This window comes from Curtobacterium sp. RM9 (assembly GCF_054956955.1).
Window position 1 is genome coordinate 763,840 of sequence record NZ_CM143271.1, and the last position, 24,704, is coordinate 788,543.

At 72.0% G+C, this 24,704-nt stretch carries 20 protein-coding genes; 18 read left to right on the forward strand and 2 right to left on the reverse strand.

Features of this window, described 5'->3' with window-relative positions:
- Positions 1-5: 5 nt before the first annotated feature.
- Positions 6-1,052, reverse strand: coding sequence for a LacI family DNA-binding transcriptional regulator (locus tag ACY3FI_RS03700; protein WP_462549400.1), 1,047 nt, complete (start codon positions 1,050-1,052; stop codon positions 6-8).
- A gap of 202 nt (positions 1,053-1,254) precedes the next feature.
- Between ACY3FI_RS03700 and ACY3FI_RS03705 the strand changes: the two genes are divergently transcribed.
- From ACY3FI_RS03705 to mfd, 13 genes are all read left to right on the forward strand, one after another.
- On the forward strand, positions 1,255-2,613 hold the full coding sequence (locus ACY3FI_RS03705) for an ABC transporter substrate-binding protein (RefSeq protein ID WP_462549401.1): 1,359 nt from the start codon (positions 1,255-1,257) through the stop codon (positions 2,611-2,613).
- Positions 2,613-3,641, forward strand: coding sequence for a carbohydrate ABC transporter permease (locus tag ACY3FI_RS03710; protein ID WP_462549402.1), 1,029 nt, complete (start codon positions 2,613-2,615; stop codon positions 3,639-3,641). The genes ACY3FI_RS03705 and ACY3FI_RS03710 overlap by 1 nt, the downstream gene beginning before the upstream one ends.
- Positions 3,638-4,588, forward strand: a complete 951-nt coding sequence (locus ACY3FI_RS03715; RefSeq protein ID WP_462549403.1) for a carbohydrate ABC transporter permease — start codon at positions 3,638-3,640, stop codon at positions 4,586-4,588. The genes ACY3FI_RS03710 and ACY3FI_RS03715 overlap by 4 nt, the downstream gene beginning before the upstream one ends.
- A gap of 80 nt (positions 4,589-4,668) precedes the next feature.
- Positions 4,669-5,508 (forward strand): sugar phosphate isomerase/epimerase family protein, encoded by an 840-nt coding sequence (locus tag ACY3FI_RS03720; RefSeq protein ID WP_462549404.1) that lies wholly within the window; start codon positions 4,669-4,671, stop codon positions 5,506-5,508.
- Positions 5,505-6,719 (forward strand): Gfo/Idh/MocA family protein, encoded by a 1,215-nt coding sequence (locus ACY3FI_RS03725; protein WP_462549405.1) that lies wholly within the window; start codon positions 5,505-5,507, stop codon positions 6,717-6,719. Before ACY3FI_RS03720 ends, ACY3FI_RS03725 begins: the two co-directional genes overlap by 4 nt.
- Positions 6,716-7,588 carry a sugar phosphate isomerase/epimerase family protein gene (locus ACY3FI_RS03730; RefSeq protein ID WP_462549406.1) on the forward strand — a complete coding sequence of 291 codons (873 nt, stop codon included), beginning with the start codon at positions 6,716-6,718 and terminating at the stop codon, positions 7,586-7,588. The genes ACY3FI_RS03725 and ACY3FI_RS03730 overlap by 4 nt, the downstream gene beginning before the upstream one ends.
- On the forward strand, positions 7,585-8,865 hold the full coding sequence (locus ACY3FI_RS03735; protein ID WP_462549407.1) for a mannitol dehydrogenase family protein: 1,281 nt from the start codon (positions 7,585-7,587) through the stop codon (positions 8,863-8,865). Before ACY3FI_RS03730 ends, ACY3FI_RS03735 begins: the two co-directional genes overlap by 4 nt.
- Positions 8,862-10,217 (forward strand): D-mannonate dehydratase ManD, encoded by a 1,356-nt coding sequence (gene manD, locus ACY3FI_RS03740; RefSeq protein ID WP_462549408.1) that lies wholly within the window; start codon positions 8,862-8,864, stop codon positions 10,215-10,217. Before ACY3FI_RS03735 ends, manD begins: the two co-directional genes overlap by 4 nt.
- Before the next feature lie 31 nt (positions 10,218-10,248).
- The gene (locus ACY3FI_RS03745; protein ID WP_462549409.1) at positions 10,249-11,352 is read left to right on the forward strand and encodes a hypothetical protein; all 1,104 of its coding nucleotides are present in this window, start codon (positions 10,249-10,251) and stop codon (positions 11,350-11,352) included.
- A 209-nt stretch (positions 11,353-11,561) separates the two neighbouring features.
- Positions 11,562-12,194, forward strand: a complete 633-nt coding sequence (locus ACY3FI_RS03750; RefSeq protein ID WP_462549410.1) for a 50S ribosomal protein L25/general stress protein Ctc — start codon at positions 11,562-11,564, stop codon at positions 12,192-12,194.
- Positions 12,195-12,226: 32 nt separating this feature from the next.
- A complete protein-coding gene (gene pth, locus ACY3FI_RS03755; protein WP_462549411.1) occupies positions 12,227-12,811 on the forward strand; it encodes an aminoacyl-tRNA hydrolase in 585 nt (194 codons plus the stop codon).
- 161 nt (positions 12,812-12,972) lie between these two features.
- Positions 12,973-14,457, forward strand: coding sequence for an NHL repeat-containing protein (locus ACY3FI_RS03760; RefSeq protein WP_462549412.1), 1,485 nt, complete (start codon positions 12,973-12,975; stop codon positions 14,455-14,457).
- Between the two features lie 62 nt (positions 14,458-14,519).
- Complete coding sequence (gene mfd, locus ACY3FI_RS03765; RefSeq protein ID WP_462549413.1) at positions 14,520-18,131, forward strand: transcription-repair coupling factor; 3,612 nt, start codon at positions 14,520-14,522, stop codon at positions 18,129-18,131.
- Positions 18,132-18,189: 58 nt separating this feature from the next.
- Here the strand turns inward: mfd and nhaA are convergent, their stop codons facing one another.
- Complete coding sequence (gene nhaA, locus ACY3FI_RS03770; protein WP_462549414.1) at positions 18,190-19,368, reverse strand: Na+/H+ antiporter NhaA; 1,179 nt, start codon at positions 19,366-19,368, stop codon at positions 18,190-18,192.
- 99 nt (positions 19,369-19,467) lie between these two features.
- Here nhaA and ACY3FI_RS03775 point away from each other — a divergent pair, with 99 nt between their 5' ends.
- From ACY3FI_RS03775 to ACY3FI_RS03795, 5 genes are all read left to right on the forward strand, one after another.
- A complete protein-coding gene (locus ACY3FI_RS03775; protein ID WP_462549415.1) occupies positions 19,468-20,256 on the forward strand; it encodes a MazG family protein in 789 nt (262 codons plus the stop codon).
- A gap of 288 nt (positions 20,257-20,544) precedes the next feature.
- Positions 20,545-21,789, forward strand: coding sequence for a histidine--tRNA ligase (gene hisS / locus ACY3FI_RS03780; protein ID WP_462549416.1), 1,245 nt, complete (start codon positions 20,545-20,547; stop codon positions 21,787-21,789).
- Positions 21,790-21,868: 79 nt separating this feature from the next.
- On the forward strand, positions 21,869-23,152 hold the full coding sequence (eno, locus tag ACY3FI_RS03785; protein ID WP_462549417.1) for a phosphopyruvate hydratase: 1,284 nt from the start codon (positions 21,869-21,871) through the stop codon (positions 23,150-23,152).
- A 380-nt stretch (positions 23,153-23,532) separates the two neighbouring features.
- Positions 23,533-24,066, forward strand: coding sequence for an FtsB family cell division protein (locus ACY3FI_RS03790; RefSeq protein ID WP_462549418.1), 534 nt, complete (start codon positions 23,533-23,535; stop codon positions 24,064-24,066).
- Between the two features lie 68 nt (positions 24,067-24,134).
- The gene (locus tag ACY3FI_RS03795) at positions 24,135-24,683 is read left to right on the forward strand and encodes a DUF501 domain-containing protein (protein ID WP_462549419.1); all 549 of its coding nucleotides are present in this window, start codon (positions 24,135-24,137) and stop codon (positions 24,681-24,683) included.
- Positions 24,684-24,704: the final 21 nt, after the last annotated feature.

Here is a 24,704-nt window from a genome sequence, read left to right on the forward strand (position 1 = left end):
CTCCTTCAGGACGGACGGCGGGGCGAGTCGGGTGCCGGTCCGGTGGACGCGCGCACGGTGAGGTGGGTGGGCAGGGCGACGGCGCCGCTCATGTGCTCGCCGGGCAGCTCGTCGGCGGGGATCGCGCCGAGCCTGCCGAGCAGCATCCGGATCGCGACCCGGCCGGCCCGTTCGATCGGCGAGGTCATGGTCGTGAGCGGCGGGTTGCAGAAGTCGGCGCCGAAGATGTCGTCGCAGCCGACCACGCTCATCTCCTCGGGCACACGGACGCCGCGCTCCCGGAGGCGGGTGAGCATGCCGATCGCGATGAGGTCGTTGAAGGCGATGCACGCGGTGGCGCCGGCGTGCACGGCGGCGTCGGCGGCGGCCGCCCCGGAGTCGACGAACGGTGCGTGCGGGCCGATGCGGGCGACCCGGACGCCGAGCCGACCGGCGACCCGGACGAGCGCGCGCCACCGGCGTTCGTTGGACCACGAGCTGTCCGGACCGGCGACGTACAGGACGTCCCGGTGGCCGAGCGACACGAGGTGCTGCACGGCCTGCTCGACCCCGCCGGGGGTGTCGATGAGCACGGACGGCACCCCGGCGGGGCGGCGGTTCACGACGACGAGCGGGGTGCGTTCGGCGAACCGGGCGATCTGCGCGTCGGAGAGCCGCGACGCGGTGAGCACGACGCCGTCGGCCTTGGCGGCGATCGCGCTGAGGGCGGCCATCTCGGCGTCGGCGGACTCCTCGGTGTCCACGAGCAGCTGGGTCCAGCCGGCGGCGGCGAGCTGGTGCTGGGTGCCGCGGATGACGTCGAAGTAGAACGGGTTCGTGATGTCCGACACGAGCACGGCGACTGCCCGCGTCCGTCCGGACGTCAGTGCCCGCGCCTGCGAGTTCGCGACGTAGCCGAGCTCGCGCGCCGCCTGCTGGATCCGCTCCTGCGTCGCGCGGTTCACCCGGTCCGGCAGGGACAGCGCCCGGGACACGGTGGACGGCGCGACCCCGGTCGCGTCCGCGATGTCCCGGATGGTCACCCGCCGGGTGCTGCTGTCGGTGTCGGTCACGCAGGTCCTCCAAGTGGCGCGTCGGTGCGCCGATCTCGACGCGTCGTCACGCCGGATCCGCGGCGCGTCGGTGCGCCGATCGAGACGAACGTAGGTCGGTCTGGCAACAAGTGGCAACCGGTTGCCGCATGTTGCCACCGACGGGACAGTGGTCGGACCGGGCAGCGCCGCCCGGAGGAGGTCTCGAGGAGGAAACCCCCGCATGAGCACAGGAAGACGCAGGACCCGCACCCTGTTCGGTGCCGTCGCCGTGGCCGCCGTGGTCGCACTCTCGTTGCAGGGGTGCGCCGTGGTCGACGGCAGCGGCGACGATCCGAACACCCTCCGCGTGATGATGGGCGCGGACACCACCTACCCGAAGGAACGGAAGCAGTGGCAGCAGGAGACCGCTGCCGAGTTCAAGCGGACCACGGGCGCCGACATCCAGTGGGAGACGTACTCGTCCGCGCAGGAGGAGCTCACCGCGATCCAGACGAGCGTCATCTCCGGGCAGGGCCCCGACGTCTACGCCATCGGCACGACGTTCACCCCGACCGCCTACGCCACCGGTGCCTTCGTCGAGCTGGGGAGCAAGGAGTGGGACGCCGTCGGCGGCAAGGACCAGTTCGACCCCGCCTCGCTCGGCATCTCCGGTCCGAGTGCCTCGAAGCAGATCGGCATCCCGTTCGCCAGCCGCCCCTTCGTCATGGCCGTGAACACCGACCTGCTCCGGAAGGCCGGCATCACCGACCTGCCGACGACCTGGGACGAGCTCACCGCGGACGCGAAGGCGACCACGCGGAACGGGGCCCACGGCATGGCGATCGCCTACGCCGACGGGTTCGACCCGTGGAAGTTCGTGTGGGGCATGGCGCAGAACGCCGGCAACACGATCGTCACGGACGGCGGCAAGGCGGAGATCTCCGCCGACGCCGTGCAGAACGCCTACCGCACGTACTTCGACTGGGTGACGAAGGACGGCGTGGTCGACCCGGCCGCGATCGGGTGGAACAACGCCCAGGCCCTCGCACAGTTCGCGGACGGCAAGGCGGCGTTCTTCCCGATGACCACCACCACCTCGTTGAACACGCTCCAGGGGTCGAAGGTCGACGGGAAGTACGAGTACGCCCTGCTGCCGACGGTCCCGCCGGGTGCCACCGAACGGCCCACGGACGGCATCGAGGCGGCGAGCATCCTCTCCGGCGACAACCTCGTCGTCGCGGACTACGGCTCGAAGCAGGACCTGTCGTTCGACTTCGTGAAGCAGGTGTCCTCGCCCGAGGCGCAGGAGCGGTACTTCGAGCTGTTCGGCCAGCTGCCGACCAACACCGAGGCCGCGCAGCGCATCGCCGCCGCGAACCCCGACCTCGCGCCGATCGTGCAGGCCGGCAAGCTCTCGAAGCCGACCGCGTTCACGGGTGCCTGGTCGGACATCCAGCTCTCGCTCGTCGACGTCGTCGTGCAGTCCATCCCCTCGCTGAAGAGCGGGGAGGTCACCGACGACCAGCTCCGGAAGCGTCTCGAAGCGGCGCAGCAGGACGCCCAGTCCACCCTGAACCGTCAGAAGAACGGAGGCCTGTGATGACGCAGGTCCAGACGCCGACGCCACGCGCGTCCGAGCCCCCTCGCCAGGTGCGACCGCACGGTCGGACGCCGCTGTCCCGGCGCGAGCGCCCCCTGTGGATGCTCCTGCCCGGCGGCGTGCTCATGCTCGCGGTCATCGTGGTCCCGCTCCTGGTGGGCCTGTACATCGCGATGCTCGACCTCGACCAGTACACGCTGCGCCAGTGGTTCAGCGCACCGTTCGTCGGACTCGCGAACTTCGCCGAGGCGTTCACGGCCTCGCCGCTGCTCCACTCGATCTGGATCTCGGTGTCGCTGTCGGTCCTCGTGACGATCGTCACGGTGCCGATCGGTGTCGCTGCCGCGATCTCCACGCAGAACCGGTTCCCGGGCCGCGGCCTCGTCCGGTCGATCTACCTCATCCCGTACGTCCTGCCCGCGTTCGTCGTCGGCACGTTCTTCCGGACGATGCTGCAGCCGCAGGGCGTGGTGAACACGGTGTTCGGCACGGACGTCCTCTGGCTGAACGGCTCGGCGTCGTACTGGGCGCTCGCCGGGGTGATGATCTGGACGAGCTGGCCGTTCGTCTACCTGCTCTCCCTCGCCGGGCTGCAGGCGGTGGACAACGAGGTGCACGAGGCGGCCGCGCTCGACGGCGTCACGTGGTGGGCGAAGCTGCGGTACATCGTCTTCCCGTACCTCCGGGGCCCGCTGAGCCTCGCGGTGATCATCTCGATCCTGCACAACATCAACAACTTCACCCTCCCGTTCGTGCTGTTCGGGATCCCGCTGCCGTCGAGCGTCGAGGTGATGCCCGTCCTGACCTACATCGCGAGCTTCCAGTCGTTCCGCTTCGGCCTGTCCGCGGCGATGGCGATCTGCTCGCTCGTGATCGTCGCGATCCCGCTGTTCGTCTACCTGCGGGCCGTCAAGCTCGACACGGGCGACGACGCCGGACCCAGCCGCAAGCAGCGCCGCACCGACCGGCTGACGCTGGCAGCAGCGACCCCGGCCGCCGCTGCCGACATCGACGGAGCCCGCGCATGAGCGCCTTCAGCACCACCCGCACCCGCCCGACGGCCACGCTCACCGAGAGCATCACCACCGGCGGCACCCGGAGGCCCACCAAGCGCCCGTACGACACCGACGTCACCCGGCTCCTGCCGCGCTGGTTGCTCATCGTCGTGATCGCGGTGATCATCGCGTTCATCGCCGCTCCGGTGCTGTACATCCTGTTCGGCTCGGTCAACTCCGACGTCGCGGTGGCTCGTGGCGAGTACTTCCCGTCCGAGTTCACGCTCGCGAACTACGTCCGGATCTGGGACACGGTCGCCCTCGGACAGGGCCTGGTCAACTCGCTCCTGACCGCCGGTGCGGTGGCCGTCGCGAGTGCGGCGCTCGCCGTGTCCACCGCGTACGTGCTCGTCCGATTCCGGTTCCTCGGACGCCTGACGATCCTCCGCGGGCTGCTCGCCCTGCAGTCGATCCCGGGCACGCTCTTGCTCCTGCCGGTGTTCGTGGTCTTCTCGAACATCGCGAGTGCGACCGGCGTGCAGATCATCGGGACACGATGGGGACTCTTCGTCACGTACCTCACGTTCGCCCTGCCGTTCTCGACGTGGGTCATGGTCACCTACCTCCGCGGTCTGCCGAAGGAGCTCGAGGAGGCCGCGCGCATCGACGGCGCCTCGAGCACCCGCATCCTGCGCAGCGTCGTCCTGCCGCTGTCCTGGCCCGGCATCGTCGTCTCGGCGATCTTCGCCTTCCTGCTCGGCTGGAACGACGTGCTCTTCAGCACGATCATGACGACTCCGAACACCCGCACGGTCGCCGTGGTGCTGCAGGTGCTCGGCACCACCCAGGAGGGCGGCGCGGTGCCGATCTACGGCCAGATGATGGCCGCCTCGATCGTCTGCGCCGTGCCGGTCGTCGCCCTGTACCTGGTCTTCCAGCGCTACCTGGTCGGCGGTCTCACCGCCGGCTCTGTGAAGTAGCGGGACTCATCCACAGACCGACTGGAGGCGCGGTGCCAGCCCGCCCCGCGCCTCCAGTCTGGTCACAAGAAGGGAATGCAATGACCGACCAGCAAACGTGGGAGCTCTCCGGCTTCGGCGACGAGATCGACGCCGACCCGGTGGTGCAGGTCGCCGTGCTACAGGCGCTCGGCGCCTCCGCGATCGAGGTGCGCAGTGCCTGGGGTGTCAACGTCGTCGACCTCGACGACGATCAGCTCGCCGGACTCCACCGCCTGCTCCAGGAACGCGGCCAGACCGTGTCCGCCATCGCCTCGCCGATCGGCAAGGTGTCCGTCGACGAACCCGTCGAGCACGAGGTCGAACGGCTCGGTCGGGCGATCGCCGCGGCGCGCGCCCTCGGCACCACGAACATCCGGATCTTCTCGTTCTACTTCCCCGGGCGCACCGCCGAGGCCGTCCGCGACGACGTGCTCGTCCGGATGCGGGCGCTCGCCGGCCTCGCCGAGCGCGAGGGGATCACCCTGCTGCACGAGAACGAGAAGGACATCTACGGCGACGTCCCCGACCGCGTGCTCGACGTCGTCGAGAGCGTCGGGTCCAGCGCCCTCCGCCTGGCGTGGGACAACGCCAACTACGTGCAGTGCGGCGTCCGCCCGTTCACCGACGGCTGGGCGCAGCTCGCCCCCTACGTCGACTACCTGCAGGTCAAGGACGCCCTCGCCGCCGACTCGTCCGTGGTCCCCGCGGGGGAGGGCGACGGCGAACTGCTCGCCACCCTGACCGCGCTCCGCGACGCCGAGTACTCCGGCTACGCGTCACTCGAACCGCACCTCACCGACGTCACTTCCCTCGGCGGGTTCTCCGGCCCCGCGGCCTTCGGTCGCGCCGGACGGGCCTTCCGCACGCTCACCGACCAGATCGGAGTCACCCTGCGATGACCACCCCATCCGAGATCTCCCGTCCGCTCCGCTTGGCGGTCGTCGGCGCCGGCGTCATCGGCCGCCACCACGCCCGCGTCGCGGTGCAGCACGACGACCTCGAGGTCGTCGCCCTCGTCGACGCCGTCCCCGAAGCCGCCACGAGCGCGGCCGACGAGCTCGAGGCCATGGGCGTCGCGCGCCCCGTCACCACCGAGACCGTCGAACAGGCCATCGCCGCGACCGACATCGACGTCGTCGCGATCTGCTCGCCGTCCGGCATGCACGTGCAACTGGCCGAGGCGGCGCTCGCCGCGGGCAAGCACGTCGTCATCGAGAAGCCCCTCGACACCACGATGCCGCGGGCCCGTTCGATCGCGGCGCTCGCCGCCGCCGGACGTGAGCGCGGGCTCGTCACGAGCGTCATCAGCCAGCACCGGTTCGACCCGGCGTCGGTGGCCGTGGCGGGCGCGGCGCACGGCGGCGACTTCGGCACGGTGACCTCCGGCGTCGCGAGCGTGGCCTGGTACCGGTCGCAGGGGTACTACGACTCCGGTGACTGGCGTGGCACGTGGGCACTCGACGGCGGCGGTGCGGTGATGAACCAGGGCGTGCACACCGTCGACCTGCTCGTCTGGGCGCTCGGTCGTCCCGAGGAGATCTCGGCGCAGGTCGGACTCCTCGCGCACGACCGGATCGAGGTCGAGGACACGGCCGTCGCCACGGTCCGGTTCCGCGGCGGTGCGCTCGGCGTCATCCACTGCACGACCGCCGCCTACCCGGGGCTCTCAGCGCGCTACGCGGTCTACGGCACCCACGGCTCCGCGATCGTGGACGACGACCGGCTCGCGTACTTCCACGTCGCGCCGGACACCGCGACGCTCGAGTCGGCGTCCACGACCGCGAACGCCACGGCCGTCGCCGACGCCGCAGACCAGAAGCACGAGGTGGTGCCGCCCGAGCACGTCGTCGGCGGCCCTGCCGAGCCGGACCACTTCGCCGCCGGGCACGCGCGCCAGTACACCGACATCGTCGCCGCGATCCGGGCGGGCCGTGCTCCGGGCGTCACCGTCGACGACGCCCTCGTGTCGCTCGCCACCGTGCGCGGGCTCTACGTCAGCGCGACGCTCGGGCAGCCTGTCCGCATCGACGACGTGATCGCGGGGAAGTACGACCACGTCGTCCCCCTGGTCGCCGCGCCGTCCACCACCACCGAGGGAGCCACCCGATGAAGTTCTCCGTGTTCACCGCGTCGACGCCGGACTGGACCCCTGAGCAGGCGGCGACGACCCTCGCCGAGCAGGGCTGGGACGGCATCGAGTGGCGCGTCGTCGACGACCGCACCGACGACGGATCCTCCGGCTTCTGGGCCGGTAACCGTTCGACGTGGCAGTACACCGGCATCGCGGACCGGGTCGGCGAGATCGCCCGGATCACCGACGCTGCCGGGCTGGAGTACTCGGGCATCGGCGGCTACCAGCCGGCGTCCGACCGAGCGGGCGTGGAGACGATGCTCCGCGTCACGAGCGAGCTCGGCGCCCGCCAGGTCCGCGTGACGATGCCCTGGTACCGCCGCGAGCGTGAGCAGACCGGCGAGACCTACGGCGAGATGTTCGACCGCACCCGCGCCGATCTCGAGTGGGCCGCCGAGCGTGCGGCGGACCTCGGCGTGAAGGCGCTCGTCGAGCTGCACCACATGACGATCACCCCCTCGGCCTCTGCTGCCCTGCGGCTCGTCGACGGCCTCGACCCTGCGCACGTGGGTGTCATCCACGACCTCGGCAACCTCGTGATCGAGGGACACGAGGACCACCTCGCCGCGTTCGAGCTCCTCGGGCCGTACCTCGCGCACGCCCACGTGAAGAACGCCCGCTGGGTCGACACCGGGGACACCCGGGCCGACGGCAGCCGGACCTGGCAGCACGAATGGGCACCGCTGCGCGACGGGCAGGCCTCGGTGTCCGAGTACCTCGACGCCCTCCGCCAGGTCGGCTACGACGGGTGGGTCACGATCGAGGACTTCTCGACCGACCTCCCGCTCGCCGAGCGCACCGCGGACAACCTGGCGTACCTGCGCTCCCTCGTCCCGGTGACGGCATGAGTCGTCGCCCGGGCATCGTGCACCTCGGCGTCGGGGCGTTCGCGCGCGCCCACCTCGCCTGGTACACGGCACACGCGGACAGTGAGCCGTGGGGCATCACCGCGTTCACCGGACGGTCGCCGGTGGCGTCCGACGCACTCACCGCGCAGGACTGCCGGTACACGCTGGTCACCCGGGGTGCAGACGGCGACGGCGCCGAGGTGGTCGACACGATCGTGGCCGCCCACCCCGGCAGCGACGCGGCGGCCTGGAGGCGCGCGGTCGCGTCCCCGGAGACGACCGTCGTCACACTGACGGTCACCGAGGCGGGCTACCGCGCCGACTCCGACGTGCCGGCCCGGCTGGTCGCCGGCCTCGCCGCCCGGCGCGACGCCGGGGCCGGTCGGATCGCGCTGGTCAGCCTCGACAACCTCACGCACAACGGCGCGGTGCTGCGCGAGGCCGTGCTCGGCGCGGTGGACGACGACGGACTCCGCTCCTGGATCGAGCGGACGGTGTCGTTCCCCAGCTCCATGGTCGACCGGATCACGCCGGCCACCACCGACGAGGACGTCGCCGGGCTCGCCGACCTGGCGGGAGCGCTGCCGGACGACCGTGTGCCCGTGGTCACCGAGCCGTTCGCCGAGTGGGTGCTCGAGGACGCCTTCGACGGCATCGCCCGGCCCCCGTGGCAGACCGCGGGGGTGCGGCTCGTGCCCGACGTCACGCCGTTCGAGCAGCGGAAGCTCTGGCTGCTCAACGGTTCTCACTCGCTCCTGGCGTACCTCGGACTCCTGTTCGGGCACGAGACCGTCGCCGCGGCGATGGACGACCCCCGCTGCCGTGACGCCGTCGAGCAGCTCTGGGGCGAGGCAGCTGCCGAGCTCCCGCTCCCCGCCGCCGAGGTCGAGGCAGCCCGGGCCGCCCTCGTCGACCGGTTCGCGAACCCCCGCATCCGGCACACCCTGCGGCAGATCGCGGCCGGCGGCTCGCAGAAGCTGCCCGTCCGGGTCGTCGACGTCGTGCGGCGACGGCTCGCCCGCGACCCCAGGGCCGGCATCGGTCCGGGCGCCGCGACCGCGATCGCCGCGTGGTGGCTGCACCTGACCGAGCAGCCCGACCTCGTGACCGACACCGCCGCGCCCGGGCCAGACTCGGACGTGCACGACGTCCTCGCCGTGATCGCGCCCGACCTCGACACCACCCCCGTCGTCGCCGCCCTCACCGCGGCGGCCGACAGCATCCGCACCGCCGCGGCACCCTCCCGCGGCACCGTCGACGAAGGAGTCCTCCGATGAGCCAGACGAGCACCACGAACCCGGCCGCGCCCGTTCCCGGCGCCGGTGACGGGGGAGCGGCGACCGACCCGACCTCGGGACGCCCGGACACCTGGGCCTCGACCGACCGGGGACAGCTCATCGACCGGGCCGAGGTCATCGTCACGAGCCCGAACCGGAACTTCGTGACGCTGAAGATCACCACCGCCGACGGCGTCACCGGCCTCGGTGACGCGACGCTGAACGGCCGGGAGCTCGCCGTCGCCGCCTACCTGTCCGAGCACGTCGTCCCGCTGCTCGCCGGTCGGGACGCCTCGCGCATCGAGGACGCCTGGCAGTTCCTCTACCGCTCGTCGTACTGGCGCCGCGGGCCGGTCACCATGGCCGCGATCGCGGCCGTCGACATGGCGCTCTGGGACATCAAGGGCAAGGTCGCCGGCATGCCGCTGTACCAGCTGCTCGGCGGCGCCTCGCGCACCGGGCTGATGGCGTACGGGCATGCCTCGGGCAAGGAGCTGCCGGAGCTGTTCGACTCGATCCGCGAGCACCAGGAGGAGGGCTACCGGTCCATCCGCGTGCAGACGGGCGTGCCCGGGCTCGAGAGCATCTACGGCATCGCGTCGAACGCGACCACCGAGGGCAACGCCGGCGTCCGGTACGACTTCGAGCCGGCACAGCGCGGAGCGTTCCCGGCGATGGAGGACTGGGACACCCGCGCCTACCTCCGCCACGTGCCGACCGTGTTCGAGGCCGTCCGCAACGAGTTCGGCCCCGAGCTCCCGCTCCTGCACGACGGACACCACCGGATGACGCCGCTGCAGGCCGCCAAGCTCGGCAAGAGCCTGGAGCCCTACGACCTGTTCTGGCTCGAGGACTGCACCCCCGCCGAGAACCAGGAGGCCCTGAAGCTCGTCCGGCAGCACACCACCACGCCGCTGGCCATCGGCGAGGTCTTCAACACGATCTGGGACTTCAAGGACATCATCCGCGACCAGCTCATCGACTACGTCCGCGGCGCGGTGACGCACATGGGCGGCATCTCGCCGCTGCGGAAGACGATGGACTACGCCGCGATGTACCAGATCAAGTCCGGGTTCCACGGACCGACCGACATCTCGCCGGTCGGGTTGGCGGCCCAGATGCACCTCGGGCTCGCGATCCACAACTTCGGCATCCAGGAGTACATGCAGCACGGGCCGAAGACGAACCAGGTGTTCCACCAGACGTTCACCTTCACCGACGGCTACCTGCACCCGGGTGACGAGCCGGGCCTCGGTGTCACGCTCGACGTCGACGAGGCCGGCAAGTACCCGTACGAGCAGGCCTACCTGCCGTTCAACCGCCTGGCCGACGGCACCGTCCACGACTGGTAGGCGGCGACGCGCCGCCGGGCATGCTGTGGTGATGGAGTTCGCGGACGTGGCGAGGGAACTGCTCCTCGTCGCGCCCGCGGACTTCGTGCGTGAGCGCACCGCACGGCAGCGCGCGGTGCGGAAGGACGACCGGGCCCTCGCGACCCGGATCGGCGGACTCCGGAAGCCGGCGCCCGCGGCGTGGATCGTGGACCTCCTGGCCGACCAGGGCGCCCTCGACGAAGCCGTCGACCTCGCCCCGACCGTGCGTCAGGCGCAGGCGGACGCCGACCCGGACGCGATCCGGCGGCTCCGGAAGCAGCGCGCAGACCTCGTCGACGCGCTGACCCGTGCCGGGGCCGAGCTCGCCGCCGATGCCGGGCACGCCGCGACCCCCGCGGTGCTCAACCAGGTGCGCGCGACCGTCGAGGCCGCGACGGTGGACCCGCACGCCGGGGCGGCGGTCCGCTCCGGGCTCCTCGTTCGCCCGTTGGAGAGCGTCGGGTTCGACGCCGTCGACCTCGACGGCGCCCTGGCCGACCCGGACGGGGTGCCCGACGCCTGGGGCGGTACCGACGCCGAACCGATCCCGATCACCAGCGCGCGCCGACCGCGGGGGATGAGCCGCGCCTCCCGGAAGCCCGGACCGGACCGGTCTGCCGGACCGGACGGGTCTGCCGGACCGGACGGTTCTGCCGGACCGGACGGGTCTGCCGGACCGGAACCCGACCCTGCCGCCCCGGAACCCGACGAGGGCACGGACCTCGACGAGGGCACGGACCCCGACGAGGGCACGGAACCCGACGAGGGCACGGTCCCCGACGAGCAGCCGCGCCGACGTCGCCGCACCGCGGCCGCAGACCGCCGCACCCCGGCCGAAGAGCGCCACGACCCGGCAGCCGACCGCCGCGCCGCCCGCGAGGCCGAGGCCACCGCCCGCGCCGAGTCCCGTGACGCCGACGCCGCCCTCGACGCCGCCGAGCAGGACCTCGACGCCGCGGAGGACCACCGTGCCGATCTCGAACGTCAGCTCGCCGAGGCCACCGCCGCCGTCGAGCGCGCCGAGCAGGCCCGCGACGACGCCGAGGCCGCGAGCGACCGCGCCCGCGAGGTCCTCCGCGCCGCCCAGCGCCACCGCCGCGACGTCGGCCGCTGACGGGCGCCGGCGCGACACGCCCGGTTGCTCCTGCTAGACTCACAAACCGACTTCGGCGAGGGCCGCGCACCGCGCGGCCGTGATCGACGCGGTGGGAGACCCGGCCCAGTCCTGGGAACGTTCCTCACGCGTGCACGCGTTCGAGTTGCAACACCACAGACCCCCACGATGCCGGCACCCCGGTGTCGCCCACGAGACCAGGAGGCACCATGGCCGACTACACCAAGCTCGCAGCGGAGATCCGCACCAAGTTCGGCAAGGGCGCTGCCCGGAAGATCCGCGCGAACAACCAGATCCCCGCGGTCATCTACGGCCACGGCACCGAGCCGCAGCACATCACCCTCCCGGGCCACGAGACGATGCTGCTCGTCCGTACCGCCAACGCGGTCGTCGACCTCGACATCGAGGGCGCTGCCCAGCTCGCGCTCGTGAAGGACGTCCAGCGCGACCCGGTGCGCCAGATCATCGAGCACATCGACCTCGTCGTCGTGCGTCGTGGCGAGAAGGTCACCGTCGACGTCCCCGTCGTCGTCGAGGGCGAGTCCTTCGCCGGCACGATCCACGTGCAGGACCTCTCCTCGGTCTCCCTCCTCGTCGAGGCGACCGACATCCCGGAGCACATCGTCGTCAGCGTCGAGGGCCTCGAGGACGGCACGCAGGTGCTCGCCTCGCAGCTCGAGCTGCCGGCCGGCGCCGAGCTCGAGACCGACGCCGAGGCGCTGGTCGTCCAGATCGTCACCCCGCGTGGCACCGCCGACGACGACGCCGCCGACGAGGCCGCTGCCGAGGCGGGCGCCGAGGCCGGCACCGAGGGCGGCTCCGCCCCGGTCGAGTCCGAGTAACACACCCCTCGCGGAACATCTGGCCGACGCTGATGGCAGTGGACACGCTCGTCGTGGTCGGGCTCGGGAACCCCGGGCCCGGTTACGCGGGCAACCGTCACAACGTCGGCCAGATGGTCCTCGACGAACTCGCCGCCCGCATGGGCGCGACGTTCAAGAAGCACAAGACGCCGAACCAGGTCGCCGAGGGCCGTCTGGTCCCCGGCGGTCCGCGGCTCGTGCTCGCCAAGCCCGGGTCGTTCATGAACACCTCGGGCGGCCCGGTCTCCGCGGTCCTCGGTTTCTACAGCGCGTCGCCGGCCGACCTCGTCGTCGTGCACGACGAGCTCGACCTGCCGTTCGACACCGTCCGGCTCAAGGGCAACGGCGGACACGGCGGCCACAACGGGCTCCGCGACATCATCAAGGCGACCGGCACGAACGAGTTCGCCCGGGTGCGGATCGGCATCGGCCGTCCCCCGGGACGTCAGGACCCCGCCGACTTCGTGCTGCGCGACTTCTCGCCGACCGAGAAGAAGACGCTGCCGAACCTGCTCGCCGACGGCGCCGACGCGGTCGAGGCCATCGCAGAGCTCGGCCTGCTCGCCGCGCAGCAGCGCATCCACGCCCCCTCCTGAGGTCGCGACCGTCTCCCGTCGGCTTCCGGTCTGGAGGCGCGGTGCGGCTCCGTCACGCCTGTCCGGTAGCCGCGCGGTCCCCGAACTGGGGGACCGTTCCGTACCCCGCGGATGGGTAGGTTCGCGGCGGGGCACCGGCCCCGCTGACGAGGGGGACCACCGTGCGACGAGCAGCTCACCGCGCGCCGCAGCGCGCCGGTCTCCGCCTGCTCGCTGTCGTCGTCCCCGCTGCGTTCGCGGTCGTCGCCGTCGCCATCGGTCCGGTGCTCATCCAGGACGGAGCGGTCGCCGCCACCGAGACCTGGACCCCGACGTCCGCCGAGGCCTCGGCCCCGCCGGTCGCGTCGGCGTTCAGCGCACCGAACGACGTGCACCACGAGGCTGACGGGGCCTTGCTCGTCGCCGACTTCTCCGCGAACGGCCTGCTGCGCCGAGCGTCCGACGGGACCTGGAGCGTCGTCGCCCCCTTCGGTACCGCCCGGGGCGACATGTGGAACCCGTCCGCGGTGACCACCACGGCCGACGGACGGGTCCTCGTCGCCGAGGCCGGACGAGGTGCCCTCGCGCTGCTCGACCACGACGGTGCGGTCCTCGCCCGCACCGCTCCGCCCACCAGTCGGGCCGTCGCCGAACTCGCGGTCGCCGGCACGACGGTCTTCGCCGCCGTCCCCGGCAGCGGCGTGCTGTTCACGAGCGAGCTCGGCTCAGACACTTGGACGACGGTCGCCGGCCCGTGGTCCGACCCGAGCGGGGTCGCAGTGTCGTCCGACGGTGCACAGCTCACCGTGTCCGACGCCGGGGCCGACCAGGTCTGGCAGCTCGACCGGGCGACCGGCAGCGTCAGCTCGCTCGGGTTCCCGGGTGACGCCGAGGCCCGGTTGCGCGGGGTGGCCGTGGACGACGGCGACGTCTTCGTGGTGGACAACGGCCACGGCGTGGTCTGGGCACGGGCCGGCGGCGGCGGGTGGTCATCGGCGTTCGCGGCCGCTCCGGACGGGTCCGCGCTGGTGAACCCCACGGCGGTGTCGGTCGGACCGGACCGCCAGCTCGTGGTGGCCGACTACAACCGGCAGCGCATCGTGGCGGCGGCGTCCTCCGGGCGGGCGGTCGTCGTGCCGGGCACCGACCCGACCGCCGCACCCACCACCGGCCCCACCGACCCGACCGCCACACCCACCACCGGCCCCACCGACCCGACGGTCGTGCCTACGCCGGATCCGACCGACGAGCCGACGGCAGCACCCGCGGTCGACCCGACGCCCGCTCCGACGGCCGAGCCGACGGCCGCACCCGAAGTCGACCCGACGGCCGACCCGACGGCCGACCCGACGGCCGAGCCGACGCCCGGTCCGACGACCGCACCGACCTCGGCCGCCGGCCCCGAGGCGACCCCGTCGCCGAGCGCCAGCGCCCCGAGGACGGGCCCCGTGCCTCCCGTCCGGCCCGGCGACCAGACGGAAGGCACCGGAGTCGACGGTCTGGGCACCGACCGGACCACGGCCGACGTCGCCGCCCGTCGCACCCTCGCGTGGACCGGTAGCGCGCCCCTCGCGCCCGTGCTCCTCGTCGCCGGCGCGCTCACCGTCGTCGGCCTCCTGCTGCGGCGATCCGGGCGCCGCACGCGCCGCACGCGCCGTCGCTCCTGAGCGCTGTTCGCCTGCTGCGCACACCGCGACGGGTGTCGGACGGTCCCGGTACCATCGTCTGAGTGACGATCTCGGGCATCATCCCTGCGCTCTCGCGCGCCTCCGCGTTCGATCGCGTCCTCCGCACCGCGAACCGCGACGCCGACTTCTCCGTGGTGGACGGCTTGCGCGTCCCGCTTCTCGGCGCACTGCTCGCCGAACGCCAGGGCCCGCAGTGCCTGTTCGTCATCACCGCCACCGGGCGTGAGGCCGAGGCAGTCCGCGACGCCGTGAGCTGCACGGTGCCCGACGCCCAGGTGCTCGAGTTCCCCGCGTGGGAGACCCTGCCGCACGAGCGCCTCAGCCCGAGCGCGCAGACCGTCGGCACCCGCATCGCGACGCTCCGCACGCTCGCCGCCTGGCAGGCCGCCGCCCCGACCGACCGTCGCACGACCGTCGTGGTGGCCAGTGTCCGAGCGGCCCTGCAGCCGCTCGCGGGCAACCTGACGTCGCTCGCGCCGGTGGTGCTCCGGACGGACTCCCGCGGCAACGACCTCGCCACGATCGCCGCGCAGCTCGTCGACTTCGCCTACGCCCGCGTCGACCTCGTCACCCGCCGCGGTGAGTTCGCGGTCCGTGGCGGCATCCTCGACGTCTTCCCGCCGACGGCGGACCACCCCGTGCGCGTCGACTTCTTCGGTGACGAGATCGAGGCGATCAAGGCCTTCTCGGTCGCCGACCAGCGCACCACCGAGGACGACCTCGGCCAGGTCGAGCTGACGGCGTCCCGCGAACTCCTGCTCAGCGACGACGTCCGGCAGCGGGCGCGCGAGATGCTGCACGAGTTCCCGAACCTGTCGCAGATGCTCGCGAAGATCGCCGAGGGGATCCCGGTCGAGGGCATGGAGTCGCTCGCACCGGCGCTCGTCCAGGACCTCGTCCCGATCACCACCTACCTGCCCGACGCCGCGACCATCGCCGTGCTCTCGCCGGAGCGGGTGAGCGGCCGCGCGCACAGCCTGGCGGAGACGAACACCGAGTTCCTGCAGGCCGCGTGGAGCGCCGCCGTCGCCGGGGCGCAGGCGCCGATCGACCTCGACGCCGGCAACTTCCTCACCGTCCAGCAGCTGAAGGACACCCGCGGTCAGCGCACCTGGTGGACGGTCACGCCGTTCGACTCCGGGATGGACGAGGGCGACCGCGACCGCATCCTCACCGACGCCGAGGCGGCGGACGAGGCCGGCGAGTACATCCGCGTCCGCGCCGAGTCGATCCCGAGCTTCGCGGGCAGTGCCGACGGGGCCGTCGAGCACGTCGCACACCTCGTGTCGGACGGGTGGGCCGTCGTCGTCACCGCGCAGGGCAAGGGGCTCGTCGAGCGGGCCGTGCAGGTCCTCGCCGAAGCGGGGGTCGCCGCCCGCGCCGAGGACCTCACCACCCCGCCCGTGCCCGGCGTCGCGATCGTCTCCACCGCCGCGGTCGAGGCCGGCTTCGCCGTCCCCGACCTCCGCGTCGCGGTCCTCAGCGAGGCGGAGTTCTACGGCCGCAGCGTCCAGCAGGGCGCCCGCACGGTGAAGAAGCTCGCCGGGCGTCGCAAGAACGTGGTCGACCCGCTGCAGCTCAAGCCGGGCGACGTCGTCGTGCACAACACCCACGGCATCGGCAAGTTCGTGGAGCTCGTCAGCCGCGAGGTCAGCTCCGGTGGCCGCAACGCGGTGAAGTCGCAGCGCGAGTACCTCGTCCTCGAGTACGCCCCCTCGAAGCGGAACTACCCGGGCGACAAGCTCTTCGTGCCGACGGACCAGCTCGACCAGCTCTCCCGCTACGTCGGTGGCGAGAACCCGACCCTGTCGAAGATGGGCGGTTCGGACTGGTCCGCGGCGAAGTCGAAGGCGCGCAAGGCGGTGCGTGACATCGCCGTCGACCTCGTGAAGCTCTACTCCGCCCGCATGGCGTCGAAGGGGCACGCGTTCGGGCCGGACACCCCCTGGCAGCGCGAGCTCGAAGAAGCGTTCCCGTTCGCGGAGACCGCCGACCAGCTCACCACGATCGACGAGATCAAACGGGACATGGAGCGGCCGATCCCGATGGACCGACTGCTCTCCGGCGACGTCGGCTACGGCAAGACCGAGGTCGCGATCCGCGCCGCGTTCAAGGCCGTGCAGGACGGCAAGCAGGTCGCCGTGCTCGTCCCGACGACGCTCCTCGTCCGCCAGCACATGGAGACCTTCCAGGAGCGCTTCGCCGGCTTCCCCGTGCACCTGCGTGCGTTGAGCCGGTTCCAGACTGAGAAGGAGTCGAAGGAGACGATCGCCGGGCTCGCCGACGGCACCGTCGACATCGTCATCGGCACGCACCGCATCCTGTCGCAGAACATCGCCTTCAAGGACGTCGGCCTCGTCATCATCGACGAGGAGCAGCGGTTCGGCGTCGAGCACAAGGACCAGCTCAAGAAGCTCAAGACGAACGTGGACGTCCTCGCCATGTCCGCGACCCCGATCCCGCGCTCGCTCGAGATGGCGGTCACCGGCATCCGCGAGATGTCCACGCTCGCGACCCCCCCGGAGGACCGCCACCCGATCCTCACGTTCGTCGGACCGCAGTCGGACCTGCAGGTCGCCGCCGCGATCCGGCGCGAGCTCCTCCGCGAGGGCCAGGTCTTCTACGTGCACAACCGCGTGAAGGACATCCAGTCGGTGGCTGCGCACCTCGCCGAGATCGTGCCGGAGGCCCGGATCCAGGTCGCCCACGGGCAGATGTCCGAGGGGACCCTCGAGCAGGTCATGGTCGACTTCTGGGAGCGTCGGTTCGACGTCCTCGTCTCGACGACCATCGTCGAGACCGGACTCGACATCGCGAACGCGAACACGCTCATCATCGACAAGGCGGACAAGTACGGCCTGTCGCAGCTCCATCAGCTGCGCGGCCGTGTCGGCCGTGGCCGCGAGCGTGGGTACGCGTACTTCCTCTACGACGCCGACAAGCCGCTGTCCGAGACCGCGCAGGACCGGCTCGAGACCATCGCCGCGAACAACGAACTCGGCGCCGGCATGCAGGTCGCGATGAAGGACCTCGAGATCCGCGGCGCGGGCAACCTGCTCGGCGGCGAGCAGTCCGGCCACATCGCGGGCGTCGGTTTCGACCTCTACCTCCGGATGATCGGCGAGGCGGTGTCGCAGTTCCGCGGTGACGTCGCCGAGGGGCAGACCGAGCTCCGGCTCGAGATCCCGGTCGACGCGCACATCCCCGAGGAGTACGTCGAGTCCGAGCGGCTCCGGCTCGAGGCCTACCAGAAGCTCTCCGCTGCCTCGGCGCCGGCCGCGCAGCCCGAGGCGATCGACATGGTGCTCGACGAGCTCACCGACCGCTACGGCCAGCCGCCGCAGGCCGTGCTGACCCTGGTCGAGGTCTCGCGCCTGCGTCGGATGGCGCAGCAGGTCGGCCTGTCCGACGTGGTCGTGATGGGCTCGAACCTCCGCGTTGCGGGCAAGGAACTCGCGGACTCGGCGCAGGTCCGGCTCAAGCGCATGTTCCCGGGAGCGCGCTGGTTCCCGCAGCAGAACGCGACGAGCATCCCGCTGCCGAAGCCGCACGGCGAGTCCCTGCCCGACGACGGCCTGATCCAGTGGGTGGAGAGCATCCTGACGGCCGTCTACGGGGCCTCGAAGGCCCCGGCGGAGACGCCCGCCGCCTGAGCGGCGACCACCGACGATCGGGAGGCGCGGTGCCAGCTGGCACCGCGCCTCCCGACCGTCATTCGGTCGCCTCGACCTCCGACAGCGCGCGCCGCGCGCGGTACCGACGGGCGCGCAGGCTGACGACCACCGCGGATGCCACGATCGCGACGCCCGAGCCGACCAGGACGGCGAGGACGCCCTCGTCGAGGACCTCCTCGCTCCGCGCGAAGGCGAGCTCGTTCATGAGCAGCGACACCGTGAACCCGATCCCGCCGAGCACACCGACCGTGACGATCGACCCGAACGACAGCGTCGACCGCCCGGGCGCCCGGAAGATGCGCGTCGCGATCGAGCCGAACAGCGTGATGCCGACGACCTTGCCCACCGGCAGCGCGAGCACGACCGCCCAGAACGTCGGGGAGAGTTCGCCGATCCCCACGCTCGGCACCACGACGGCGGCGGAGGCGAACGCGAAGACCGGCAGGACGATGCCGTTCGACCACGGCTCGACGCGGTCGTACACGGTGTGGCCGGGACGGCGGGGCAGGACGAGGCCGAGGGCGACACCGGCGATCGTGGCGTGCACGCCGGAGTGGTACACGAGCCACCACGTGACGAGGCCGACGAGCACCATCGCGGCGATGATCCAGGCCTGCCCGGTGCGCCCCGGCCGGAGCATCCGCCCGAGCATCGCGAAGACGAGCAGTGCGACGACCGCGCCACCGAGGGCGAGGAAGTCCGTGCCGTGCGCGAAGACCACCGCGATGATGATGATCGCGATGAGGTCGTCGAGCACCGCGAGGGCGAGCAGGAACACCCGGAGCGTCGAGGGCAGCCCGCGCCCGAACATCGCCAGCACCCCGAGCGCGAACGCGATGTCGGTCGCCGTCGGGATCGGCCACCCGTGCTGGTACGGCGTGCCGGTGGTCACCGCGAGGTAGACGCCGGCCGGCACGAGCACGCCGCCGACCGCCGCGATCGCCGGGATGATCGCGGTCCTGGGGTTCGACAGCTCGCCGTCGAGGAGCTCCTGCTTCAGCTCGATCGCGACGAGCAGGAAGAACACCGCGAGCAGGCCGTCGCTGATCCAGTGCGACACGGAGAGGTCGAGGCCGACCGCACCCCAGGACGAGTGCGCGTCGAGGACCCGTTCGAGGCCGGGGCCGAGCGGCGAGTTCGCCACGATCAGGCCGAGCACGGCGGCGGTGAGGAGCGCGATGGCGCTGAAGCGGGGGGAGCGGACGAGTGCCGACATGGTCTCCGGTGTGTGGGTAGGGGAGATGGACCGTCGACCAGACTTCCCGACACACCAGGGACCACCCTACCGGCCGGGCCTGCGTGCGAGCATGGCGTGATGACCGCCGTCTCGGACCTCGTCGAAGTCGTCGACCGCCTGCTGGCCCCGGACGGCGGGTGCGTCTGGAACCGCGCGCAGACCCACGCCACGCTCGCCCGGTACGCGGTCGAGGAGTCCTACGAACTGGTCGACGCGATCGACGACGGTGACGACGCGGACCTCCGCGAGGAACTCGGCGACGTGCTGTACCAGGTGGTGCTGCACGCGGGACTCGCTGCGGCTGAGGGCCGGTTCGACCTCGAGGACGTCGCCGCCGGCGTGCGCGACAAGATGGTCAGGCGGCACCCGCACGTGTTCGGGGACGAGCGGGCCGACACCGAGGCGGACGTCGTGCGGGTCTGGCGCGCGGCGAAGGCGGCCGAGAAGGCCGGGCGGCGCAGCGTGCTCGACGGTGTGCCACGGGCGATGCCGCCGTTGGAGCGGGCGGTGAAGCTGCTGGAACGCCTGGAGGAACGGGGGGACGCCGCCACGGTGGTGGCGGCGGTCGTCGGGCCGGCCGGGAGGCGCGGTGCCGGTGGGCGCGCTGGCGCGGGTGGCGTCGTTGGTGACGTCGACGAGGCGGCGGCCGCCGCGGATGCGGCGGGCGCCCCGAGTGCGGCAGACGGCACCGACGCGGGCGGTGATGACGCGGCGGCCCGGGGCACCGGTGTGGCCGGGGCGGACGCGGCATGGGGTGCCGAGATGCTCGCCGAGGTCGCAGCAGCGCGCGAGGCGGGCATCGACCCCGTCGCCAGCCTGCGTGCAGCGGTGACCCGGCTGGAGACGGAAGCCCGCGCGCGGGAGTGAGTCGCGCCTCCCGGCTGGAGGGGCCAGCACGGGAGGCGCGACGAGGTGAAGAGCGGGCGTCCTCCCAACCCGAAAAAGGAGGACGCCCGCGAGCGGGCCACCGGTACCACCAGGGGTGCAGCACCGGGTTGAACGCCCGCCCGAACCGCGGGGCAAACTGCAGCACGTTGCCCTCGCGAACGGGCCGATGAGCGGATCAGGCGCCCACCGAACCGAGGTTCTGCATCCAGCATGTCGGCTACTCACATGCCGCGCAACCCCAGACCGCCCTCTGCCAAGATTGACGGCATGGCGACCAGCGTGACGGCCCCCCGTGGCATGCGAGACCACCTCCCCGCGGACAAGGCCCGACGCGAGCACGTGCTCGGCGTCATCCGGGGCGTGTACGCGCAGCACGGGTTCGACGAGATCGAGACGCCGGTGGTCGAGGACGCCGCGCGGCTGCACTCCGGACTCGGCGGCGACAACGAGAAGCTCGCGTTCGCCGTCATGAAGCGCGGACTGTCGACGGAGGACCTCCGCACCGCCGAGGCACCGCTCGACCTCGCCGACCTCGGACTCCGGTTCGACCTCACGGTGCCGCTCGCCCGGTTCTACGCCACCCACCGCGCCGAGCTGCCGACGGTGTTCCGCTCCGTGCAGATCGCGCCCGTGTGGCGTGCCGAGCGGCCGCAGAAGGGGCGCTACCGCCAGTTCGTGCAGTGCGACATCGACGTGCTCGGTGAGCCCGGGCAGCTCGCGGAGATCGAGCTCATCCGGGCGACGTCCGCGGCGCTCGACGCCCTCGGCATCGCCGGCACGACGATCCGGATCAACGACCGGCGCATCCTCACGGCACTGCTCGGGTCGTGGGGCATCGTCGACCCGGAGGCCGCCGAGCGCGCGCTCATCACGGTCGACAAGCTCGACAAGATCGGGCCGGACGGGGTGGCCGCCGAGCTCCGCGAGACGACCGGTGCCGAGCTCCCGGGGCTCGAGGACACGATCCGGTCGCTCGAGTCCGCCGACTGGTCCTCCGTGGCCGACGCCGAGTGGCTCGACGCCGAGGCGTTCGCCGACCTCCTCCGGCTCCGCGACGCGCTCCCCGGTGCCGACCTGCGCTTCGACCCGACGCTCGTGCGCGGCATGGGCTACTACACGGGCACGATCTTCGAGGTGGCGCACCCCGACTTCGGGTACAGCCTCGGCGGCGGCGGTCGCTACGACGGCATGATCGGGCGGTTCCTCGGCCAGGACGTCCCCGCGGTCGGGTTCTCGCTCGGGTTCGAGCGGCTCGTCGACCTCGTGACGCTGCCCGAGTCCGCCGAGTCGGACGCCGTCGTGCTCGTCTACGACAAGGACGTCGACCCGGTGCGACTCGCCGCGCTCAAGGACGAGGCGCTCCGGTCGCACCGTCGGGTCCGGCTCGAGCGACGGGTCAAGAACACGAAGAACCAGCTCGCCGGACTCGTCGAGCAGGGCTTCGACGCCTTCGCGTCCGTCCGCGCGGACACCGAGACGCTCGAGGGCGTCGAGTTCCGTCCACTGTCCTGACGCACGACACCTCCGATCCACCGCGCGTCGGTAGGATCGGACCCGCAAACACCACAACCGAACTCGTAGGGAGTACCCCGTGGCCCAGATCGATGCCGTAGGCGCACGCGAAGTCCTCGATTCCCGAGGCAACCCGACGGTCGAGGTCGAGGTCCTCCTCGACGACGGCGTCGTCTCGCGCGCACTCGTCCCGTCCGGTGCCTCCACCGGCGCCTTCGAGGCGTACGAGCTCCGTGACGGCGACGCGAACCGCTACGGCGGCAAGGGCGTCCTCAAGGCCGTCGACGCCGTCCTCGACGAGATCGGCCCGGCGCTCGAGGGCTTCGACGCCACCGACCAGCGTCTCGTCGACGCCGCGCTCATCGAGCTCGACGGCACCGAGAACAAGTCGCGCCTCGGTGCGAACGCGATCCTCGGCGCCTCGCTCGCCGTCGCCCGTGCCGCAGCCGACTCGGCCGACCTCCCGCTGTTCCGCTACCTCGGCGGCCCGAACGCGCACACCCTGCCCGTGCCGCTCATGAACGTCGTCAACGGTGGCGCGCACGCCGACACGAACGTCGACATCCAGGAGTTCTTCCTGGTGCCCTACGGCGCCGAGTCCTTCTCCGAGGCGCTCCGCTGGGGCGTCGAGACCTACCACGCCCTCAAGGGCGAGCTGAAGAAGCAGGGCCTCGCGACGGGCCTCGGCGACGAGGGCGGCTTCGCGCCGGAGCTCGCGTCGAACCGCGCCGCGCTCGACTTCCTGCTCGCCGCCATCGAGAAGGCCGGCTTCACCCCGGGCAAGGACATCGCGCTCGGCCTCGACGTCGCCGCGACCGAGTTCTTCCACGACGGCAAGTACACGTTCGAGGGCAAGCAGCTCTCGAGCGAGGAGTTCACCGGCTACTTCACCGACCTCGTCGCGAACTACCCGCTCGTCACCATCGAGGACGCCCTGGCCGAGGACGACTGGGAGGGCTGGAAGCACCTCACCGCCGAGCTCGGCTCGAAGCTGCAGCTCGTCGGCGACGACCTGTACGTCACCAACCCGAAGCGTCTGCAGCGGGGCATCGACGAGCAGGCCGGCAACTCGATCCTGGTGAAGGTCAACCAGATCGGCACGCTGACCGAGACGCTCGACGCCGTCTCGCTCGCGCAGCGCCACGGCATGACGGCGATCCTGTCGCACCGCTCCGGTGAGACCGAGGACACCACCATCGCGGACATCGCCGTGGCGGTCGACGGTGGTCAGATCAAGACCGGTGCCCCGGCACGCTCGGACCGCGTCGCGAAGTACAACCAGCTGCTCCGCATCGAGGAGGAGCTCGGTGACGCCGCGGTCTACGCCGGTCGCACGGCCTTCCCGCGCGCTGCCGCGCTGTAACACCCGGTTCCTCGAGACGCCGTCCTCCCTCGGGAAGGCGGCGTCTCGTCGTCCCGGGCGTTCGACGCGCCCGGTGCCTGCCTGCGTCCCACCCAGCGCGCCTTCTCCGTCACGCTCGGGGCCCTCGGCCGACGGGTTCTGCCCGCACCGCGGAAGTGAGCGGCATGTCCTGCCCGTTCGGGGTGGGGCGGGTGGGGCGGGTGGGGCGAGCAGGCCGGGGTCGGGTCGAGCGGGCGGACGCGGCGGGGCAGTGGAGCCGGGACGGTGCGGGTAGGACCGGCGGGGCGGAGGTGCGCCGCGCCTCCAGGCCGCCTGGGAGCCGACCGCCCACCCGCGTGCCGGTGTCCGCCGGACCCGTGCCGTCGGGTTATCGTCGACCCGTGCCCAGCCAGAAGCCCCGCGTCCGTCGTGTCCCCGTGGCCATGCCCGCCGCCGGCACCGCGGAGCAGCCCTGGTACCGCTCGCTGCACTTCTCCGGGTTCAGCCTGCTCATGCTCGCGATCATCGTGCTGTTCGTCGTCGTGCTCGCGCCGTCGCTCCGCACCCTCGTGCAGCAGCAGGAGCAGATCGCCCAGCAGCAGCGCGAGGTCGCCAGCCAGAAGGCGGACGTCGCGCAGAAGAAGAAGGACGTGGCGCGCTGGGACGACCCGGCGTACATCGAGGCGCAGGCGCGCGACCGACTGCTCTACGTGTACCCGGGGGAGGAGAGCTACCTCGTGATGGGGTCCGAGGAGAGCGCCGCGACGAAGCGCCCACGGACGGACTCCGGCACACCGGTCAGCTCCACGGTGCAGACGCCGAAGGTCGACTGGGTGCAGGCGATGCTCTCGTCCGTGCTGACCTCGGGGCTCACCGAGCAGACGACGCAGGAGCTCGTCGCACCGGACGTGTCGGGCACCGGCGACCCGAAGTAGCCACTCGGCGGCTGCCCAGCGTCATCGAGTACGAGCCCTCGCCGTGACTCCGGTAGGCTCCTGTGCCCGTGACGACCCCTCCCTTCGACCCGCCCTCCGACCGCGACATCCAGGTCGTGTCGGCGCAGCTCGGACGACCGGCGCGTGACGTCATCGGGATCGCGGCACGCTGCGTCTGCGGCAACCCCACCGTCGTGTCCACGAAGCCCCGGCTCGGCAACGGCACCCCGTTCCCGACGCTCTACTACCTGTGCCACCCGACGGCGACCGCCGAGGTGAGCACCCTCGAGGCGAACCAGGTCATGCCGGAGCTGGCCGCGCTGCTCGAGGACGAGACCATCGCCGCGCAGTACCGCGCGGCGCACGAGTCCTACCTGGCCGACCGTGAGTCGATCGAGCACGTGGAGGAGATCGCCGGCATCAGCGCCGGCGGCATGCCCACCCGCGTGAAGTGCCTGCACGCCCTCGTCGGCCACTCCCTCGCCGCCGGACCCGGCGTCAACCCCATCGGTGACCTCGCGCTCGAGCGCATCTCGTGGTCACCTTCCCGGTGTGAGTGCCGGGCGTATGATGGCTTGGCAGACGCCGGAGTCGGGGCGGGTGGCGGCGAAGCTTGACCAGCCTCCCGGCAACAGACC

Coding starts and splice junctions, on each gene's coding strand:
- ACY3FI_RS03705 (WP_462549401.1), top strand. CDS start 1,255: ATGAGCACAGGAAGACGCAGGACCCGCACCCTGTTCGGTGCCGTCGCC.
- ACY3FI_RS03710 (WP_462549402.1), top strand. CDS start 2,613: ATGACGCAGGTCCAGACGCCGACGCCACGCGCGTCCGAGCCCCCTCGC.
- ACY3FI_RS03715 (WP_462549403.1), top strand. CDS start 3,638: ATGAGCGCCTTCAGCACCACCCGCACCCGCCCGACGGCCACGCTCACC.
- ACY3FI_RS03720 (WP_462549404.1), top strand. CDS start 4,669: ATGACCGACCAGCAAACGTGGGAGCTCTCCGGCTTCGGCGACGAGATC.
- ACY3FI_RS03725 (WP_462549405.1), top strand. CDS start 5,505: ATGACCACCCCATCCGAGATCTCCCGTCCGCTCCGCTTGGCGGTCGTC.
- ACY3FI_RS03730 (WP_462549406.1), top strand. CDS start 6,716: ATGAAGTTCTCCGTGTTCACCGCGTCGACGCCGGACTGGACCCCTGAG.
- ACY3FI_RS03735 (WP_462549407.1), top strand. CDS start 7,585: ATGAGTCGTCGCCCGGGCATCGTGCACCTCGGCGTCGGGGCGTTCGCG.
- manD (WP_462549408.1), top strand. CDS start 8,862: ATGAGCCAGACGAGCACCACGAACCCGGCCGCGCCCGTTCCCGGCGCC.
- ACY3FI_RS03745 (WP_462549409.1), top strand. CDS start 10,249: ATGGAGTTCGCGGACGTGGCGAGGGAACTGCTCCTCGTCGCGCCCGCG.
- ACY3FI_RS03750 (WP_462549410.1), top strand. CDS start 11,562: ATGGCCGACTACACCAAGCTCGCAGCGGAGATCCGCACCAAGTTCGGC.
- pth (WP_462549411.1), top strand. CDS start 12,227: ATGGCAGTGGACACGCTCGTCGTGGTCGGGCTCGGGAACCCCGGGCCC.
- nhaA (WP_462549414.1), bottom strand. CDS start 19,368: ATGTCGGCACTCGTCCGCTCCCCCCGCTTCAGCGCCATCGCGCTCCTC.
- ACY3FI_RS03775 (WP_462549415.1), top strand. CDS start 19,468: ATGACCGCCGTCTCGGACCTCGTCGAAGTCGTCGACCGCCTGCTGGCC.
- hisS (WP_462549416.1), top strand. CDS start 20,545: ATGGCGACCAGCGTGACGGCCCCCCGTGGCATGCGAGACCACCTCCCC.